Genomic DNA, 18,201 nt, shown 5'->3' with positions numbered 1-18,201 from the left:
GTTACTGATGCGTCACGACGATAAGGCGCAGCGCATCCAGACGCCAGCCAGCCTGCTGCAAGCTTTCCAGCACCTGCTGACGGTTGCTCTCAATCGCTGCCAGCTCATCATCACGGATGTTCGGGTTCACTGCACGCAAGGCTTCGAGGCGAGAGAGCTCGGCAGAGAGTTTTTCATCCGCTTCGCTGCGCGCCGCGTCAATCAATGCCTGAGCCGCTTTCTCAATCTGCGTTTCACCCAGTTGCAGGATGGCATGAACGTCCTGTTGTACCGCATTCACCAGTTTGCTGCCGGTATGGCGGTTTACCGCGCTGAGCTGACGGTTAAAGCTTTCGAACTCGACCTGCGCGGCAAGATTGGTGCCGTTTTTATCCAGCAGCAGGCGTACCGGCGTCGCGGGCAGGAAGCGGTTAAGCTGCAGCTGTTTTGGCGCCTGGGCCTCAACCACGTAGATAAGTTCTACCAGCAGGGTACCCACCGGCAGGGCCTTGTTTTTCAGCAGCGAGATGGTACTGCTGCCGGTATCGCCGGAGAGAATGAGATCCAGACCGTTGCGGATCAGCGGATGTTCCCAGGTGATGAACTGCGCATCCTCGCGTGAGAGGGCCACATCACGTTCAAAGGTGATGGTGCACCCGTCTTCCGGCAGGCCCGGGAAATCCGGCACCAGCATATGATCGGAAGGCGTCAGCACAATCAGGTTTTCGCCACGATCGTCCTGGTTAATGCCCACGATATCGAACAGATTCATGGAGAAGCTGATCAGACTGGTATCATCATCCTGCTCTTCAATGCTTTCGGCCAGGCGCAGTGCTTTTTCGCCGCCATTGGAGTGGATCTCCAGCAGGCGATCGCGGCCCTGTTCCAGCTGCGCTTTAAGCGCATCATGTTTTTCACGGCAAGATTTAATCAGCTCGTCAAAGCCTTCGGTCTCTTCCGGCGCGGCCAGGTAACCAATCAGATCGCCATGCACCTGATCGTAAATAGTGCGACCGGTCGGGCAGGTATGTTCAAACGCGTCCAGACCCTCGTGGAACCAGCGCACCAGCACGCTCTGAGCCGTTTTTTCCAGGTAAGGCACATGGATCTGAATATCGTGCGCCTGCCCAATACGGTCCAGACGGCCAATACGCTGCTCCAGCAGGTCCGGGTTAAACGGCAGGTCAAACATCACCAGGTTGCTGGCGAACTGGAAGTTACGCCCTTCAGAACCGATTTCGGAACAGAGCAGTACCTGAGCGCCGCTATCCTCTTCGCCAAACCAGGCGGCAGCGCGGTCGCGCTCGATAATGGACATCCCTTCGTGGAACACGGCGGCGCGGATACCTTCGCGCTCGCGCAGCACCTGCTCCAGCTGCAGCGCAGTGGCGGCTTTGGCGCAAATCACCAGCACCTTCTGGGAGCGATGCGCGGTCAGGTAGCCCATCAGCCACTCAACGCGCGGGTCGAAGTTCCACCAGGTACCGGTATCCCCTTCGAATTCCTGATAGATCTGCTCGGGATAGAGCATGTCACGGGCGCGATCTTCAGCGCTTTTACGCGCGCCCATAATGCCGGAGACCTTAATGGCCGTCTGATACTGGGTCGGCAGCGGCAGCTTGATGGTGTGCAGTTCGCGTTTCGGGAAGCCTTTCACACCATGGCGAGTATTACGGAACAGCACGCGGCTGGTGCCGTGGCGGTCCATTAGCATAGAGACCAGCTCCTGGCGGGCAGCTTCTGCACCGTCATGCCCGCTGTTGGCCGTCTGCAGCAGCGGCTCGATATCCTGCTCGCCAATCAGATCGCTCAGAGTATTAAGCTCATCATTAGAAAGATGTTTGCCTGCCAGCAGTAGAGCTACCGCATCGGCAACCGGACGATAATTTTTTTGCTCTTCGACGAACTGCTCGAAATCGTGGAAACGGCTCGGATCGAGCAGGCGCAGGCGGGCAAAGTGGCTTTCCAGCCCCAGCTGTTCTGGCGTAGCGGTCAGCAGCAATACGCCCGGCACGCGCTCGGCCAGCTGTTCGATAGCCATATATTCGCGGCTTGGCGCATCGACGCTCCAGACCAGATGGTGCGCTTCATCCACCACCATCAGATCCCATTCCGCGTCGCAGAGGTGTTCGAGGCGCTGTTTGCTCCGGCGGACGAAGTCCAGCGAGCAGATCACCAACTGTTCGGTTTCGAAGGGGTTATCTGCATCGTGCTGGGCTTCGGCGTAACGCTCGTCGTCAAACAGCGCAAAACGCAGATTGAAGCGACGCAACATCTCTACCAGCCACTGGTGTTGCAGGGTTTCCGGGACGATAATCAGCACGCGCTCGGCGGCGCCGGAGAGCAGCTGTTGATGCAGGATCATGCCCGCTTCGATGGTTTTACCCAGGCCAACCTCATCTGCCAGCAGTACGCGCGGTGCGTGGCGACGGCCTACGTCATGGGCAATGTTGAGCTGATGCGGAATCAGGCTGGTGCGCTGGCCACGCAGGCCGCTCCAGGGCATGCGGTACTGTTCGCTCTGGAATTTACGCGCGCGATAACGCAGGGCGAAACGGTCCATACGGTCAATCTGACCGGCGAACAGACGATCCTGAGGTTTGCTGAAGACCAGTTTGCTATCAAGCAGCACCTCGCGCAGCATCACATCGCTCTCGTCCGTGTCGAGGCGCGTGCCAATATAGGCAAGCAGTCCATTCTCTTCTTTTACGTCTTCAATCTTCAGCTGCCAGCCTTCATGGCTAGTCACGGTGTCGCCCGGGTTGAACATGACGCGGGTAACAGGGGAGTCATTGCGAGCGTACAGACGGTTTTCACCGGTAGCGGGGAAGAGGAGAGTCACCATTCGCGCATCCAGCGCCACAACCGTTCCTAATCCAAGTTCGCTTTCTGTATCGCTGATCCAGCGTTGACCAAGTGTAAAAGGCATATATGTTCGGCTCTACTCTTTAAATTGCAGGCAATAGTTCAACCACCGTCGAAGATCGACAGTCATTAAAATATGGGTCCGGGAATGGAAAGGGCGCTATGGTACTGGATGGCAGCGATTTCGTCACCTGTCAAAATAGCCCCATCTGCCCAGTCATCAGTGTAGCAAAATCGTCGTCCAGGAAGGGTAAAATTCCGTCCGCCACGGGCTGAAGTTGTTTTGTGAGGTAGTGATCATAGTCAAGCGGCGAGCGCTGATAGTCCACCGGCTCAGGCCCGCTGGTGGTCCAGACGTATTTGATTGTGCCGCGGTTCTGATACTGCTGCGCGCGCCCCAGACGGACATTCTCTTCATCGGCAAGCCTGGCAGCACGCACGTGCGGCGGCACATTGCGCTGGTATTCCGCCAGCGGCCGACGCAGCCGCTTACGGTAGACCAGCTGTGTATCCAGTTCGCCCGCCATCAGGCTGGCAATGGTCTCCCGGACATAGTCCTGGTAGGGCTCATTGCGGAAGATTTTCAGGTAAAGCTCTTGCTGGAAACGCTGGGCCAGCGGCGTCCAGTCGGTACGCACCGTCTCCAGCCCTTTAAACACCATGCGCTGGTCATCGCCCTGCTGAATCAGCCCGGCGTAGCGCTTTTTGCTGCCCTGATCGGTACCCCGAATAGTGGGCATTAAGAAACGGCAGAAATGGGTTTCATACTCCAGCTCCAGCGCGCTGGTTAACCGCTCTTTTTGCAAATGGTTTTGCCACCAGTCATTGACGTAGGCGACCAGCCGTTTGCCAATGGCCATGGCCTGGTCTTCGCTCTGCTGGCCTTTTAGCCAGACAAAGGTCGAGTCCGTATCGCCGTAAATCACCTCATAGCCCTGGGATTCGATTAACGCCTTCGTCTGGCGCATGATCTCATGTCCACGCATGGTGATCGACGAGGCCAGTCTGGGATCAAAAAAGCGGCAGGCGCTGGTGCCGAGCACGCCATAGAAGGCGTTCATGATGATCTTCAGTGCCTGAGAGAGAGGCGAATTGCCGTGACGCTTTGCTTCGTCGCGGCCATGCCAGATCTGGCTGACGATCTCGGGCAGGCAGTGTTTCTGACGGGAAAAATGGGCCCCGAGAAAGCCTTCGGTGCTGTGGGTGTCATCTGGCTGCGCCATCCCCTCTACCAGACCCACAGGATCAATTAAAAAGGTGCGGATGATAGAGGGATAAAGGCTTTTGTAATCCAGCACCAGCACCGAGTCATACAGCCCTGGCCTGGAGTCCATCACGTAGCCTCCAGGGCTTGCCTGCGGCGGCACATCGCCGAGATTCGGGGCCACATAGCCCGCCCGGTGCATGCGAGGAAAATAGAGATGGCTAAAGGCCGCTACCGAGCCCCCGTGACGATCCACCGCCAGGCCGTTGACCGTGGCGCGCTCCAGTAAAAAGGGCATGATCTCTGTTTTATGGAAAATCTGGGTCACCAGCTCGCAATCTTTCAGGTTATAGGTAGCGAGCGCCGGTTTGTTTTCGGCGAAACGGCGGTCAATTTCGTCCATCCTGTCCCAGGGGTTATCGATCGCTTTTCCTTCGCCGAGCAGCTCCTGGGCCACCGATTCGAGGGAAAATGACGAGAAATTCCAGAAGGCGGATTTCAGCGCTTCGATGCCGTCGATAATCAGGCGTCCATTGGCCTGCGCAAAGAAGACCCCATTCTTGAAGCCGTGCTCGCGCCACTCCAGCTCGCTGTTGTCGCGCCCCAGAAGCAGTGGGATACGATAGCGTTCCGCATGCTTTTGCAAAACGCGCAGATCGAACTGCACCACATTCCAGCCGATGAGCACATCGGGATCGTGCTGGGCAAACCAGTCGTTGAGTTTTTCGAGAAGCTGGGGGCGGCTTGAAACATATTCCAGCTGGAAATCGAGGCCAGAAGCCTCGCCATTCGGCGGCCCCAGCATATAGACAACCCGATGGCCACACCCCTCAATGCCAATGCAGTAGAGCTCACCGTGACGAGTGGTTTCGATATCCAGCGAGGCCCATTTTAGTGACGGGCGATAGTGGGGGTTTGGTTTAAGACGGGCATTAACCAGCCGGTTGCCCTGTGAGGTGCCATCGACCCAGACGGGGGCGGTGATAAAGCGCTCCATTAAAAAACGCTCAGGCGGCCGGATATCGGCCTCGTAGAGGGTAACGCCCGCCTCGCGCAGCACTTTTTCAAAGCGCATAAGCTGGCGGTGACCGCGACAGTAAAGGCCATACACCGTGCGGCGCTGGAAATCTTTTAATGCAAGCGGCGTAAGGCGCCAGCCGTTTTCGTCGCGCAGCAACGTTCGGGTCTTTTCAACATGAGGCTCGGGAATAAAGGCCACCGATTCCTGCGGCGGTAGCGTAACATGCAGCGGACCCTCGTCCGTAGCCAGCCAGAACGCTACCTCGGTACCTTGCGGCGTGTCTCGCCAGTGTCGGGTCAGTAAAAAGCCTTCTCGCGCCTGCGTCACGCCATTATCCCATCAAACAAAACCAGGCGTGATTATAGCCTGGTTGAAGGGCTTTTGCTGGGGTTTTATACAGGTGTGTTCGGCCGGAAGGCCCCGGCTTACCCCTCCCCCGACAGGGGAGAGGCGGTGCTCACTGCCCGTAATAGGCTTTTGCGCCGTGCTTACGCAGGTAGTGCTTATCCAGCAATGTTTGCTGCATATCGGGTAATTGCGGCGCCAGCTGGCGGCAGAAGATGCCCATATAAGCCACCTCTTCCAGCACGATGGCGTTATGAACCGCATCCTCGGCGTTTTTACCCCATGCAAACGGGCCGTGGGAGTGAACCAACACCCCCGGCATCTGCGCCGCGTCGATCCCTTGTTTCTCAAAGGTTTCGACAATGACGTTACCTGTTTCCCATTCGTATTCGCCGTTAATTTCAGCATCGGTCATCAGACGGGTGCAGGGGATGGTGCCGTAAAAATAGTCCGCATGGGTAGTTCCGGTGGCGGGAATAGACTGACCGGCCTGAGCCCAGATGGTGGCATGACGTGAGTGGGTATGCACAATGCCGCCAATCGACGGGAATGATTGATAAAGCAGGCGGTGGGTTGGCGTATCGGAAGAGGGCTTTTTGGTCCCTTCCACCACTTCGCCGGTGGCAATGCTGACCACCACCATGTCTTCAGCGGTCATGACGCTGTAATCCACCCCTGAGGGTTTGATGATAAAGACACCTTGCTCACGGTCGACAGCGCTGACGTTACCCCATGTGAGGGTAACGAGGTTGTGCTTCGGCAGCGCCAGATTCGCTTCCAGCACCTGACGTTTCAGATCTTCTAACATGCATTCCTCCAGGAAAAAGAGGCCCGCCCTGCGGCAGGCCAAAGGTTCCCCTGTTAACGTTTTGAGCCGTAGTAGACTTCGTTCCAGCGCAGCGCGTCTTTAAAGGCTGGCAGGCGGGTGTCGTTATCAATGACGGCAATTTCAATGTCGTGCAGTTCAGCGAACTGACGCATGTCGCTCAGATCCAGCGCATGGCTAAAGACGGTATGGTGGGCTCCGCCCGCCACGATCCAGGCTTCGGAGGCGGTCGCCAGGTCTGGCTGTGCTTTCCACAGGGCGTTGGCTACCGGCAGCTTCGGCAGGGCGTGCGGGGTTTCGACCGCATCCACGCAGTTCACCAGCAGACGGAAACGATCGCCCAGGTCGATCAGGCTGGCGTTGATAGCTGGGCCGGTACGGGTATTGAAGATCAGGCGTGCCGGATCCGCTTTACCGCCAATGCCCAGATACTGCACGTCGAGGGTCGGTTTCTCTTCCACGGCGATGGTTGGGCATACTTCCAGCATGTGTGAGCCCAGCACCAGATCGTTGCCGTTTTCGAAGTGGTAGGTGTAATCCTCCATAAAGGAGGTGCCGCCCTGCAGACCGGTTGACATCACTTTCATAATGCGAAGCAGAGCGGCAGTTTTCCAGTCGCCTTCGCCCGCAAAGCCGTAGCCCTGCTGCATCAGACGTTGAACCGCCAGGCCTGGTAACTGTTTCAGGCCGTGAAGATCTTCGAAGGTGGTGGTAAAGGCATGGAAGCCGCCTTGTTCAAGGAAGCGTTTCATCCCCAGTTCGATTCGCGCGGCATCCAGCACGTTCTGACGTTTGTCGCCGTTAATCTGCGCGGCGGCCGTCAGGCGGTAGCTGCTCTCATACTCGTCCACCAGCGCGCTAACGTCGCCGTCGGCAACTTCATTCACCACCTGTACCAGGTCGCCCACGGCCCAGGTGTTCACGGAGAAACCAAATTTAATCTGCGCAGCCACTTTGTCGCCGTCGGTAACGGCCACTTCGCGCATGTTGTCGCCGAAGCGCACTACTTTCAGCTGACGGGTATCTTGTTTAGAGACCGCCTGACGCATCCAGGCGCCAATGCGTTTGTGTGCCTGAGCATCCTGCCAGTGGCCCGTGACCACGGCATGCTGCTGACGCATACGCGCGCCAATGAAGCCGAACTCGCGGCCGCCGTGAGCGGTCTGGTTCAGGTTCATAAAGTCCATGTCGATGCTGTCCCACGGCAGGGCCGCGTTGAACTGGGTATGGAACTGAAGCAGCGGCTTATTGAGAATGGACAGGCCGTTGATCCACATTTTTGCCGGGGAGAAGGTATGCAGCCACACCACCATGCCTGCGCATTTATCGTCGTAGTTTGCGTCGCGGCAGATATGGGTGATCTCGTCCGGGGAGGTGCCCAGCGGTTTCAACACCAGTTTGCACGGCAGTTTGGCCTCGGCATTCAGGGCATTGACCACATGTTCAGCGTGTTGCGTCACCTGGCGCAGGGCTTCCGGCCCGTAGAGGTGTTGGCTACCAATCACAAACCACACTTCATAATTATTAAAAATCGTCATTATCGTGTCCTTAATGTGTCAGGGTTGCCGTGGATTCCGGGCTGTTTTTTGCCGGTGCGGCGACAGGGAGATAGTGAAGTTCAGCGCTTTTCGCCCACTGCTGGTAGCGCTGATAAAGTTGTTCAAAGCGTTGCGCCTGGGCGGTACGCGGCTGAAGGGTGTTTTCCACGGCGCTGGCCATATGCTGTTGCGCAGCAGGAATATCGGCATGGACCCCAGCGGCCACGGCGGCAAAAATGGCGGCACCGAGCGCGCAGCACTGATCGGAAGCGACAATCTGCAGCGGGCGATTCAGCACGTCGCAGCAGGCCTGCATGATCACCGGGTTCTTACGGGCAATACCGCCCAGCGCCATCACGTTGTTGACGGCAATTCCTTGCTCCGTGAAACACTCCATAATGGCGCGTGCGCCAAAGGCGGTAGCGGCAATCAGACCGCCAAACAGCGCCGGCGCATCTGTCGCCAGGTTAAGATCGGTAATCACCCCTTTCAGGCGTTGGTTAGCGAAGGGAGTACGGCGGCCGTTAAACCAGTCGAGCACCACCGGCAGATGCTCCAGGGAGGGATTTTTCGCCCAGGCATCGGTGAGCTGCACCAGCAGCTGTTTTTTACTCTCGGCAATCTGCGTTTTCAGTTCCGGATGGGTCGCTGCCAGTTGATCAAGCGGCCAGCCCAGCACGCGGCCAAACCAGGCATAGATATCGCCAAACGCCGATTGACCTGCTTCCAGGCCGATAAAATCGGGGACGACGCTGCCATCAACCTGGCCGCAAATACCTTTTACCGCACGCTCGCCGACGCTGGCTTTATCGGCGGTCAGGATGTCGCAGGTCGAAGTGCCGATGACTTTCACCAGGGTGTTTGGCTGCGCACCTGCGCCCACGGCACCCATATGGCAGTCAAACGCGCCGCCGGCGATCGCTACGGTTTGTGGCAGACCGAGACGTTCAGCCCACTCGGCGCAGAGGTTGCCTACTGGCACGTCTGCGGTCCAGGTATCGGTAAACAGCGGGTAGTCGAGATGCTGATTGATGATGGGATCGAGCTCGTCAAAGAAGGTCGCGGGTGGCAGACCGCCCCAGCTTTCGTGCCACAAGGATTTGTGCCCGGCGCTACAGCGGCCGCGGCGAATATCCTGCGGGCGGGTGGTGCCAGACAGCAGGGCCGGAACCCAGTCGCATAACTCGATCCACGACACTGCTGTCTGGGCAACGCGGGGATCCTGGCGGGTCACGTGCAGGATTTTGGCCCAGAACCACTCGCTGGAATAAATACCGCCGATATAACGTGAGTAATCGCTCTTACCCGGCTGATGGCACAAACGGGTGATGGCCTCGGCTTCTTCAACTGCGGTATGGTCTTTCCAGAGCACGAACATAGCATTCGGGTTATCGGCAAATTCGGGGCGCAGCGCCAGAACGTGGCCGTCGGCATCAATGGGGGCGGGGGTCGAGCCGGTGCTGTCCACGCCAATGCCCACAATCTGGCTACGCTGGTCCGCACTCAGCCCGGCGAGTACGGTTTTGATCGCCGCTTCCATCGACTCGATGTAGTCACGGGGGTGATGACGAAACTGGTTGTTCGGCGCATCGCAATAACGCCCCTCTTGCCAGCGCGGATACCACTCCACGCTTGTCGCTATCTCCTGACCGGTTGTGCACTCCACTGCCAGGGCGCGTACCGAGTCACTGCCAAAATCGAGGCCAATTGCAATTGCCATGGTGCTGCTCCATCAAAATACAGGTATGGAAGAACATTAGAGAGTGGGGGGAAAAATCGTCAGGCAGGATTCGCTAATCTTATGGATAATTTTGCTATGCCTGTGGAAAGTGTGACGCTGTGCAAATATTCAATGTGGACATTTCTGCCGTAGTTATAGACACTTTTGTTACTGATTATCGGCCTCTGATACGGCGAAAATGTGACGCAGTACGCTAAAGCGCCGTACCTTAACGAGAAGTCATCCCGTTCACGGCTTTCAGACGCCTTTTTTCAGGTCGGCTCTGTAGATATGGACAATTGGTTTCCTTACCCTCTGCCAGGAGTATTGAATTTATGGCTGAAACGCAAAACGATCCCTTACTGCCAGGCTATTCGTTCAACGCGCATTTGGTGGCGGGGCTGACCCCTATTGAGGCTGAGGGATATCTCGATTTTTATATCGATCGCCCGCTGGGTATGAAGGGCTATATCCTTAACCTGACGGTGCGTGGCGAAGGCGTGATTAAAAATCAGGATCAGACCTTTGTCTGCCGTCCGGGCGACATCCTCCTCTTTCCTCCCGGGGAGGTTCACCACTATGGTCGTCATCCGGATGCCAGCGAGTGGTATCACCAGTGGGTCTACTTCCGTCCGCGCGCTTACTGGCAGGAGTGGCTGAGCTGGCCATCCATGTTCGCCCACACCGGTTTCTATCGCCCGGACGAGGTGCATCAACCGCTGTTTCGTGAACTGTTTGCGCAGATCATCGAGGCAGGGCAGGCGGGGGGGCGCTATGCCGAGCTGCTGGCCATTAACCTGCTGGAGCAACTGCTGCTCAGACGTATGGAAGCCATCAATGAATCCCTTAACCCGCCGCTGGATCACCGGGTGCGCGATGCCTGCCAGTACATTAGCGATCATCTGGCGGACAGCCAGTTTGATATTGCCAGCGTAGCCCAGCATGTCTGCCTGTCGCCGTCACGCCTCTCGCATCTGTTCCGCCAGCAGTTGGGGGTGAGCGTGTTGAGCTGGCGCGAAGATCAGCGTATCAGCCAGGCCAAGCTGCTGCTCAGCACTACCCGCATGCCGATCGCCAGCGTCGGGCGCAATGTCGGGTTTGAGGATCAGCTCTATTTTTCTCGCGTCTTTAAGAAATGCACCGGTGCCAGCCCCAGCGAATTCCGTGCAGGTTGTGAATAAAGCGTAAAAAAAGATAAACGACATGGCGCAAGTCTGTTCACACCCGGTAAACTATTCAGACAATTGATGTCTTGACGCAGCAGGCGGCTCTTCGCAGAATCCCTGCTTCGTTATCTGACCGGAAAAGTTATGCAGGCATTGCTGGAACACTTCATCACCCAGTCCGTTACTTACTCCCTCATTGCCGTTGCGCTGGTGGCTTTTCTGGAATCGCTGGCGCTGGTCGGGCTGATCCTCCCCGGTACGGTGATGATGGCTGGTCTTGGCGCGCTGATAGGCAGCGGCGAGGTTAATTTCTGGCAGGCCTGGCTGGCGGGCATTATCGGTTGTCTGCTGGGCGACTGGATCTCGTTCTGGCTGGGCTGGCGTTTCAAAAAGCCGCTGCATCGCTGGTCTTTCATGAAAAAGAACAAAGCGCTGCTGGATAAAACCGAGCATGCCCTGCATCAACACAGCATGTTTACGATTCTGGTGGGACGTTTTGTTGGCCCGACGCGTCCGCTGGTGCCCATGGTGGCTGGCATGCTCGATCTGCCGATCAAAAAATTCATTGTGCCAAATATCATTGGCTGCCTCTTCTGGCCGCCATTCTACTTCCTGCCTGGCATTCTGGCCGGAGCGGCTATCGATATTCCTGCAGGTCAGGATAGCGGCGGCTTTAAGTGGTTACTGCTGGCAACGGCATTGCTGCTTTGGCTGGCGGCCTGGCTCTGCTGGCGTCTTTGGCGCAGCACCAGGGCTAACGTCGATAAGCTGAGCGCCTGGCTGCCGCGATCGCGATTACTGTGGCTGGCACCCCTGCTGCTGGGCGTGGCGGTGGTGGCGCTGGTGGCGCTTATTCGCCACCCGCTGATGCCCGTCTATGGTGAGATTCTGTTGAAGGTCGTGAGCCGTTAACCGCGCGCAATGCCCAGCAGATGCGAGGCGCTGGCGCCGCCGCTAAGCAGCACGCGGGTCTCACCGTCCCAGGCGATACGCCCGTCAGCCACGACTATCGAACGTCTGGCGATGCGGGCCGCATCTTCCACGCTATGCGACACCATCAACATGGTGAGCTGCTGACGCTCGCAGACCTCTTTGACCAGCAATAGCATCTCCTGACGCAGAGCAGGATCGAGGGCGGAAAAGGGTTCGTCCAGCAGTAATATCGGCTGTTCTCGCACCAGGCAGCGCGCCAGCGCGGCACGCTGGCGCTGGCCCCCGGAGAGCTCTCCTGGCAACCTGTCCAACAGATCGCTGATACCCATCTGGCCGGCGATGGCCGCGAGCTTGCGCTGTTGATCGCCATTGAGCTTCAGGCCAGGGTGCATCCCCAGCCCGATGTTCTGCCGAACGCTCAGGTGGGTAAAAAGGTTGTTTTCCTGGAACAGCATCGACACCGGGCGCCGGGAAGGGGGCGTCCAGGTGTGATCCCGGTTTTCTATCAAGATTGTCCCGCTGGCGGGCTGCAGAAAACCGGCGATCAGATTGAGCAGGGTGCTTTTCCCCGCACCGCTTGGGCCGAGGATGGCAACCGACTCTCCCTGCGGCACAGAGAGGGTAAAACGCATCGGCAGGTGCTGGTAAAGCCAGGTCACATCAGTCAGTTTTAGCATCACGCCCCGGAAGTTTTTCAATAACGGTAAACAAGGCAAAGCAGAGCATCAGGAGCAGAAGCGCCGTAACGGCTCCGTCCTGGCTGCGATAGGAGCCAATCTGCTGATAGAGCCAGAACGGCAGGGTGCGGAAATCGTCATTGCCAAACAGCGCCACCACCCCAAAATCACCAATCGAGAGTACGCAGGCAAAGGCCAGCGCCTGCGCCAGTGGGCGTTTCAGGGCGCGCAGTTCCACCACTTTTAGCCGTTGCCACCCCTGCATCCCTAATGATCCGCAAAGCAGCGTATAGCGGGCGCTGAGGTCGCGCATCGGGTTTTCCAGAACCTTAAGGGCATAAGGGATGGCCATCAGCGCATTGGTAAAGATGACAATGCCGTCCGCCGAAGCGGGCAGCCCGACGGTGCGGGTAAACAGCAGGAAAAAGCCGGTCGCCAGTACGATGCCGGGCATCGCCAGAATCAGCATGCCGCTCAAATCCAGCAGCTGTCCTGCGGCGGTGGCCTGCCGGGCATAGAGCTCACGGCTGCTCCAGAGGAGCATCATGGTCAGGATCACGCAGAGCAGGCCGGCGCCTGCGGCAATGCGTAGCGAGGTCGTTAACGCCTGCCAGAGCACCGGCTGTTGCAGCACGCTGATAAGATTCCCGTTAAGACCATCCACCACGACCGCCAGTAGCGGCGGCAACAGCAGCAGCAGTGCCAGCGTAATCAGCAGCGCGTCCGTAAGTCGGCTACGCAGGCTGTCCTGGGGATCGCGCCAGCCGCTGAGCTGACTTGTGCCTACGGCGAGGGCTTTGCCCAGACGCTGGCTCAGTAAGACCAGAGCCAGACAACAGACCATCTGAATGATCGCCAGCAGCGCCGCCCGGCCAGGATCATAGTCATAGCTCAGGGCCTGGTAGATAGCCAGCTCAATAGTGGTAGCCTGCGGCCCGCCGCCGAGTGAGAGCACAGTGGCAAAACTGGCGAAGCAGAGCATAAAGATTAGCGCGGCAGTAGGGAGGATCTGGCGGCGTAGCCATGGCCATTCAACAAAGCGGAAGAAGGACCAGCCGCGCATATTGAGCTGGGCGGCGAGCTGGCGTTGCTCGCCGGGAATGTTCTCCAGCGCCTGTAAGAGCAGGCGGGTGGCCATGGGCAAATTAAAGAAGACGTGGGCCAGTAAGATCCCCTGCAGGCCATAGGGAGAGAAGCGCCAGTTCAGCCCGATCGCTGCACAAATTTGGGCCAGCCAGCCCTGACGGCCATAGACGCTGAGTATGCCAAACACGGCGACCAGCACGGGCAGTATCAGCGTCATGGCGCACAGGCGCAGCAGGGCTTGCCTGCCGGGAAAACGACGGCGATACAGCGCACGCGCCAGCAAAATGGCGGGCGCGACGGAGAGCAGGGCTGACAAAAAGGCCTGCCAGAATGAGAAGCGTACGACGTGCCATAAATAACTGTCGTGCCACAGCGCAGAGACGTCGGCGTCGGGCGCACTGAACCACAGCGACAGAAAGGCGCCCAGAGCGACAGCCACCAACAGCGTGGCGGCCGTCAGCCCCGGTATGAGCCAGCCCGCGATTAACGGCTGACGGCGCGTTGCCATTCACTTACCCAGCCAGCACGCTTATCCGCAACCTGTTGCGGGGTGAACTCCAGCGTATTTTTCGGTTTGACCAGGCTATTAAAGCCCTCAGGCAGCGCAACATCGGTCACCGGGTACATCCAGTTACCGGTCGGGATTGCCTTCTGGAAGGCCGGCGAGACCATAAACTTCAGGAACTGCTCTGCCAGTTCTGGCTGTTTGCTGGCTGCGGTGCGGGCAGCCACTTCCACCTGCAGGTAGTGTCCTTCTGCAAAGTCAGCGGCAGCATAGTTCTCTTTTTTCTCTTCGATGATGTGATAGGCCGGGGAGGTGGTATAGCTCAGCACCAGGTCCCCTTCTCCTTTGAGGAAGAGACCGTACGCTTCGCTCCAGCCTTTAGTGACGGTCACCGTTTTGGCAGCCAGTTTTTGCCAGGCTTCCGGGGTTTTATCGCCATAGACTTTCTGCATCCACAGCAGCAGGCCGAGACCCGGCGTGCTGGTGCGGGGATCTTCATAGATCACGCGCCATTTTTGATCGCTTTCAACCAGCTCTTTCAGGCTCTTCGGTGGGTTTTGCAGTTTGGTTTTGTCGTAAACGAAGGCGAAGTAACCATAATCGAAAGGCACAAAGGTGTCATTTTTCCAGCCACCCGGCACAGTTACTGCATCGTTCGGGACATTACTTTTGGCAAACAATCCGGTCTGGGTGGCCGCATTGAGCAGGTTGTTATCCAGCCCCAGCACGACGTCGGCTTTGCTATTTTTACCTTCCATGCGCAGCCGGTTGAGCAGGGAAACCCCGTCCTCCAGCGCCACGAACTTCAGTTCACAATTGCAATCGGCTTCAAAGGCTTTTTTGACCACCGGGCCAGGGCCCCAGTCAGCGGCGAAGGAGTCGTAGGTATAGACCGTCAGCACGGGTTTCGCGAAAGCAGGCAGCGCCAGCAGGGCCAGCAGGGGAAGAGCTTTTTTTAACACTTTGCACCTCAATGTTGAGTGGCAAAGGATTTTGAGTGACAGCCTCAAATCCCTTCGCCGGCGTTATCCGGATCAGGTTCGACGGGTATTTTCTCAGCACACGCTTTCGCGCAGCACCCCGTTGAGAACGGCAGTATTGTAATGATTTGGTGAATATTACGAAAGTGTTATGGCTCCGGCGGCGCAAACCACGCCGATTTAAAGTCAAACCAGCCGAGCGTGTTCATCCGCAGACCACGCATACTGCGCTGACCCTGAATCATCAGCCAGTGGTGAATAAGCGGTACCATCGCTTGCTGTGCCAATAGTTGCTGGCACCACACCGCGAGGTTCATCTCACCCGCCCGCCACTCGGCGGCGTCTTGCTGCCAGTCGCGGGGAATGCAGTTTTGCAGCAGCGGGACCTCATACAGGTGCGAGAAGAGCGAGAAATCGAGCGGCAGAGTAAAGTTCACGCTATTTAGCCAGATATCGCTGACGATATCGCCGCGATGCCACTCGTCATAATCCACTTCCACTATTTCCAGTTTTACCCCTTCGGCGGCCAGCATAGCGCTCATCATTCTGCCGATGACCCGGTGTTCAACGTGTTCACGGTAGTAGGTCAGGGTAATGCTCTCAAGACCTGCAGGTTTTTCGCCACATCCCGGCCGGGCATGGTGCCAGCGAGGCAGCAAGCCCCAGGCGGGGAACCAGTAAGTCTGGTACTGCGCTTCCGCCTGATAGATCAATTTAGCGGGAGAGAGGATCTGGCTGATCCACTGACGGACCTCCTGGCTGGCACCGCGTCGGGATCGCGCGTCGAAGAGCAGGTAATAGCACCCCTCTTCCAGACGACTCTCTACCGCTTTCTCCCCTTCGGTCGGCCCCTCAAGCGTCAGCCCTGGACTCAGCTCTTCACTGATATCGGGTAATACCCAGACGTTCACTTCATCGATCAGCGCGCGATAGCCAAAGTAATCGTCAAAGGCCTGAATCTTTAACTGATTATTGTTATTGCGCACCACCGCATAGGGGCCTGTCCCCACGGGTTGGCTGGCAAACTTAGGCATCGATTCCCATTCACGCGGCAAAATCATTGAAGGGACGTAACCCAGCAGCCACGGCAGCCAGCGGTCTGGTTCATAGAGGTGAATATCCAGCGTCCACGCGGTGGGAGACTGAACGCTAACGATGTGGGAATAGAGCGGCAACATTCTGGCGCGCTCGAGCGAGGCAATCACATCGCTCATCTCCAGTTCACGGCCATGATGAAAATGGATGCCGGGCCGTAAAAAAAAGCGCCAGTGAAGGGGGGCAATCTGCTGCCAGTGATGCGCGATATCGGCTTCCAGTTCCCCGTTTTCCTCATTTATGCGGGTTAGCCCGCTGAAGATTTGCCGCGCCATGTGGGTCTCGGATCGACGTAATGCGCTACCCGGCAACAGGTTTTTCATCGGCCTGTAGTAGAGGACGCGCAGGATATGCTTCCCCTGGCGGAAACTGCGGCCCAGATGAGAAACCAGCATCTGCCGTACCGCAGCTTTATCGCCGACTAACTGCACCAGTTGATCGATCCGATCCTGCTCCAGCAGGTCTTCGGCCCGCTGTTGCTGCAGCGCCAGGCCGGTATACAAAAACGTGAGGCGCGAGCGTTTACCGCGTCCGGCTTCGGCCTCCCAGTTCAGCCAGCCCTGCTGCTGCATCGTATTGAGCAGGGTACGCATATGGCGGCGCGAACAGTTAAGCAGCGCGGCCAGTTCACTGAGGGTAGTATCCTGGGTCTGGCCTTCACAGCATTGCCACAGGCGGATGAATTGTTGTTGCAGGCGACCAGAGGCCATAAAAGAGGAACTCCTGACAAAAAATCAGCAATTTATTAATCCCTATATTAAGCCAATAATTCTCTTCGATGAAGCGAGGAGGTGAATATGAGGAAGTCGACCGCACGTCAGTTTTTCCAACAGTACTTTGCCGCGACAAAGGGAGTGTCCTGGCTGGCCCGCCAGTGTGAAGCACAACGGTTCAAAATACTGGAAGAGTTGATGCAGTGGGACGTTACAACGCCGACTTCTGAACGCTGACTCGCCTCGATCATGTGTGACTGAGTATTGGTGCTAATCACCACGCCAGCAGTTATTATCTGCTGGCTTTTTTCATTTCTTTTGCGCTTAAGGATAGGGTCATGCTCTGGTTAATGACGATGGGTCGCCGCCTCAACGGTGTCTATGCCGCGTTTATGATAGTGGCGTTTATGATGGGCGTTGCCGGCGCGCTGCAGGCCCCGACCTTAAGCCTGTTCCTGAGTCGTGAAGTCGGGGCGCAACCTTTCTGGGTAGGGTTGTTCTATACGGTCAATGCCATCGCCGGGATTCTGGTCAGCCTGTGGCTGGCGAAGCGCTCCGACAGTCAGGGCGACCGGCGTAAATTGATCCTCTTCTGCTGCGCCATGGCCATTGCTAACGCACTGCTGTTTGCATTTAACCGCCATTACATGACTTTGCTTACCTGCGGGGTTCTGCTGGCGGCGCTGGCGAACACCGCCATGCCACAGCTCTTTGCCCTGGCCCGTGAATACGCCGACAACTCCGCGCGGGAAGTGGTGATGTTCAGCTCGGTGATGCGTGCTCAGCTCTCGCTGGCGTGGGTAATCGGCCCGCCGCTGGCCTTTATGCTGGCCCTCAATTACGGCTTTACCGCCATGTTCTCCATCGCGGCGGCAATCTTCGCCATCAGTCTGGGGCTTATCGCCTTTGCGCTGCCCTCTGTCGCTCGGGTAGAGCAGACGGTGGATACCCCGGTGACCCAGGTGAGCGGCTGGCATAACAAAAATGTCCGCCTGCTGTTTATCGCCTCGACGCTAATGTGGACCTGTAACACCATGTATATCATTGATATGCCTTTGTGGATCAGCAGCGATCTGGGGTTGCCGGATAAGCTGGCGGGTATTTTGATGGGCACGGCCGCGGGGCTTGAGATCCCGGCCATGATCCTGGCGGGATATTACGTAAAACGCTTCGGTAAACGCCGAATGATGACCCTTGCTGTGGCGGCGGGGGTGATGTTTTACGTGGGGTTAATTCTGTTTCATAGCCGTGAGGCGCTGCTGGCGCTCCAGCTGTTTAATGCCATTTTTATCGGGATCGTTGCCGGGATAGGGATGCTTTGGTTCCAGGATTTGATGCCCGGCCGGGCGGGCTCGGCCACCACCCTGTTTACAAACAGCATCTCTACGGGCGTGATTCTGGCGGGGATGATCCAGGGCGCTCTGGCCCAGAGCTACGGACATGCAGCGGTTTACTGGACGATTGCGGCTATCTCGGTGGTGACCTTAGCGATCACCTCCCGGGTGAAAGATGTCTGACCGTGATTAAGCGGTTCGGGAAAGAATAAAA

General features: G+C 57.4%; 13 protein-coding genes and 1 riboswitch. Of the genes, 4 read left to right on the top strand and 9 right to left on the bottom strand.

The genetic code is table 11. From position 1 onward, the window contains the following. Position 1: 1 nt before the first annotated feature. From rapA to araB, 5 genes are all read right to left on the bottom strand, one after another. Positions 2 to 2,908: an RNA polymerase-associated protein RapA gene (rapA, locus tag WFN75_RS13035; protein WP_336996291.1), complete on the bottom strand. Its 2,907-nt coding sequence runs from the start codon at positions 2,906 to 2,908 to the stop codon at positions 2 to 4. A gap of 130 nt (positions 2,909 to 3,038) precedes the next feature. Continuing rightward, the gene (polB, locus tag WFN75_RS13030; RefSeq protein WP_336996290.1) at positions 3,039 to 5,396 is read right to left on the bottom strand and encodes a DNA polymerase II; all 2,358 of its coding nucleotides are present in this window, start codon (positions 5,394 to 5,396) and stop codon (positions 3,039 to 3,041) included. 130 nt (positions 5,397 to 5,526) lie between these two features. Continuing rightward, positions 5,527 to 6,222 (bottom strand): L-ribulose-5-phosphate 4-epimerase, encoded by a 696-nt coding sequence (gene araD / locus WFN75_RS13025; protein ID WP_046885004.1) that lies wholly within the window; start codon positions 6,220 to 6,222, stop codon positions 5,527 to 5,529. Positions 6,223 to 6,275: 53 nt separating this feature from the next. Further along, complete coding sequence (gene araA, locus WFN75_RS13020; protein ID WP_046885003.1) at positions 6,276 to 7,778, bottom strand: L-arabinose isomerase; 1,503 nt, start codon at positions 7,776 to 7,778, stop codon at positions 6,276 to 6,278. A 10-nt stretch (positions 7,779 to 7,788) separates the two neighbouring features. Further along, positions 7,789 to 9,498, bottom strand: coding sequence for a ribulokinase (araB, locus tag WFN75_RS13015; RefSeq protein WP_046885002.1), 1,710 nt, complete (start codon positions 9,496 to 9,498; stop codon positions 7,789 to 7,791). Between the two features lie 335 nt (positions 9,499 to 9,833). On the opposite strand from araB, the gene araC reads away from it, so the two are divergent. Both araC and WFN75_RS13005 read left to right on the top strand, forming a co-directional pair. Then, positions 9,834 to 10,679, top strand: a complete 846-nt coding sequence (gene araC / locus WFN75_RS13010) for an arabinose operon transcriptional regulator AraC (RefSeq protein ID WP_046885001.1) — start codon at positions 9,834 to 9,836, stop codon at positions 10,677 to 10,679. Positions 10,680 to 10,808: 129 nt separating this feature from the next. Continuing rightward, entirely contained in the window at positions 10,809 to 11,576 is a 768-nt protein-coding gene (locus tag WFN75_RS13005; RefSeq protein ID WP_046885000.1) for a DedA family protein, read from the top strand. On the opposite strand, the gene thiQ is transcribed toward WFN75_RS13005, so the two are convergent. From thiQ to sgrR, 4 genes are all read right to left on the bottom strand, one after another. Then, positions 11,573 to 12,274 (bottom strand): thiamine ABC transporter ATP-binding protein ThiQ, encoded by a 702-nt coding sequence (gene thiQ / locus WFN75_RS13000; RefSeq protein ID WP_336996289.1) that lies wholly within the window; start codon positions 12,272 to 12,274, stop codon positions 11,573 to 11,575. The genes WFN75_RS13005 and thiQ overlap by 4 nt on opposite strands. Further along, positions 12,258 to 13,868 carry a thiamine/thiamine pyrophosphate ABC transporter permease ThiP gene (thiP, locus tag WFN75_RS12995; protein WP_336996288.1) on the bottom strand — a complete coding sequence of 537 codons (1,611 nt, stop codon included), beginning with the start codon at positions 13,866 to 13,868 and terminating at the stop codon, positions 12,258 to 12,260. Before thiP ends, thiQ begins: the two co-directional genes overlap by 17 nt. Further along, on the bottom strand, positions 13,844 to 14,827 hold the full coding sequence (thiB, locus tag WFN75_RS12990; protein WP_207292985.1) for a thiamine ABC transporter substrate binding subunit: 984 nt from the start codon (positions 14,825 to 14,827) through the stop codon (positions 13,844 to 13,846). Before thiB ends, thiP begins: the two co-directional genes overlap by 25 nt. A 31-nt stretch (positions 14,828 to 14,858) precedes the next feature. Then, a riboswitch (TPP riboswitch) is annotated at positions 14,859 to 14,958 on the bottom strand. Positions 14,959 to 14,994: 36 nt separating this feature from the next. Continuing rightward, a complete protein-coding gene (gene sgrR / locus WFN75_RS12985; protein ID WP_336996287.1) occupies positions 14,995 to 16,650 on the bottom strand; it encodes an HTH-type transcriptional regulator SgrR in 1,656 nt (551 codons plus the stop codon). An 87-nt stretch (positions 16,651 to 16,737) separates the two neighbouring features. Here sgrR and sgrT point away from each other — a divergent pair, with 87 nt between their 5' ends. Further along, the gene (sgrT, locus tag WFN75_RS12980; RefSeq protein ID WP_046884995.1) at positions 16,738 to 16,890 is read left to right on the top strand and encodes a glucose uptake inhibitor SgrT; all 153 of its coding nucleotides are present in this window, start codon (positions 16,738 to 16,740) and stop codon (positions 16,888 to 16,890) included. 101 nt (positions 16,891 to 16,991) lie between these two features. Next, complete coding sequence (locus tag WFN75_RS12975) at positions 16,992 to 18,170, top strand: sugar efflux transporter (RefSeq protein WP_040077189.1); 1,179 nt, start codon at positions 16,992 to 16,994, stop codon at positions 18,168 to 18,170. Positions 18,171 to 18,201 lie beyond the last annotated feature (31 nt).

This window comes from Leclercia sp. UBA7405, from assembly GCF_037152215.1.
Classification (GTDB): Bacteria; Pseudomonadota; Gammaproteobacteria; order Enterobacterales; family Enterobacteriaceae; genus Enterobacter; species Enterobacter pneumoniae.
This window is presented reverse-complemented; position numbering and strand designations above follow the sequence as displayed.

Excerpts from the sequence above, each read along its gene's own strand:
- rapA (WP_336996291.1), bottom strand. The coding sequence starts at position 2,908 with ATGCCTTTTACACTTGGTCAACGCTGGATCAGCGATACAGAAAGCGAA.
- araD (WP_046885004.1), bottom strand. The coding sequence starts at position 6,222 with ATGTTAGAAGATCTGAAACGTCAGGTGCTGGAAGCGAATCTGGCGCTG.
- araA (WP_046885003.1), bottom strand. The coding sequence starts at position 7,778 with ATGACGATTTTTAATAATTATGAAGTGTGGTTTGTGATTGGTAGCCAA.
- araB (WP_046885002.1), bottom strand. The coding sequence starts at position 9,498 with ATGGCAATTGCAATTGGCCTCGATTTTGGCAGTGACTCGGTACGCGCC.
- araC (WP_046885001.1), top strand. The coding sequence starts at position 9,834 with ATGGCTGAAACGCAAAACGATCCCTTACTGCCAGGCTATTCGTTCAAC.
- WFN75_RS13005 (WP_046885000.1), top strand. The coding sequence starts at position 10,809 with ATGCAGGCATTGCTGGAACACTTCATCACCCAGTCCGTTACTTACTCC.
- thiQ (WP_336996289.1), bottom strand. The coding sequence starts at position 12,274 with ATGCTAAAACTGACTGATGTGACCTGGCTTTACCAGCACCTGCCGATG.
- thiP (WP_336996288.1), bottom strand. The coding sequence starts at position 13,868 with ATGGCAACGCGCCGTCAGCCGTTAATCGCGGGCTGGCTCATACCGGGG.
- sgrR (WP_336996287.1), bottom strand. The coding sequence starts at position 16,650 with ATGGCCTCTGGTCGCCTGCAACAACAATTCATCCGCCTGTGGCAATGC.
- sgrT (WP_046884995.1), top strand. The coding sequence starts at position 16,738 with ATGAGGAAGTCGACCGCACGTCAGTTTTTCCAACAGTACTTTGCCGCG.
- WFN75_RS12975 (WP_040077189.1), top strand. The coding sequence starts at position 16,992 with ATGCTCTGGTTAATGACGATGGGTCGCCGCCTCAACGGTGTCTATGCC.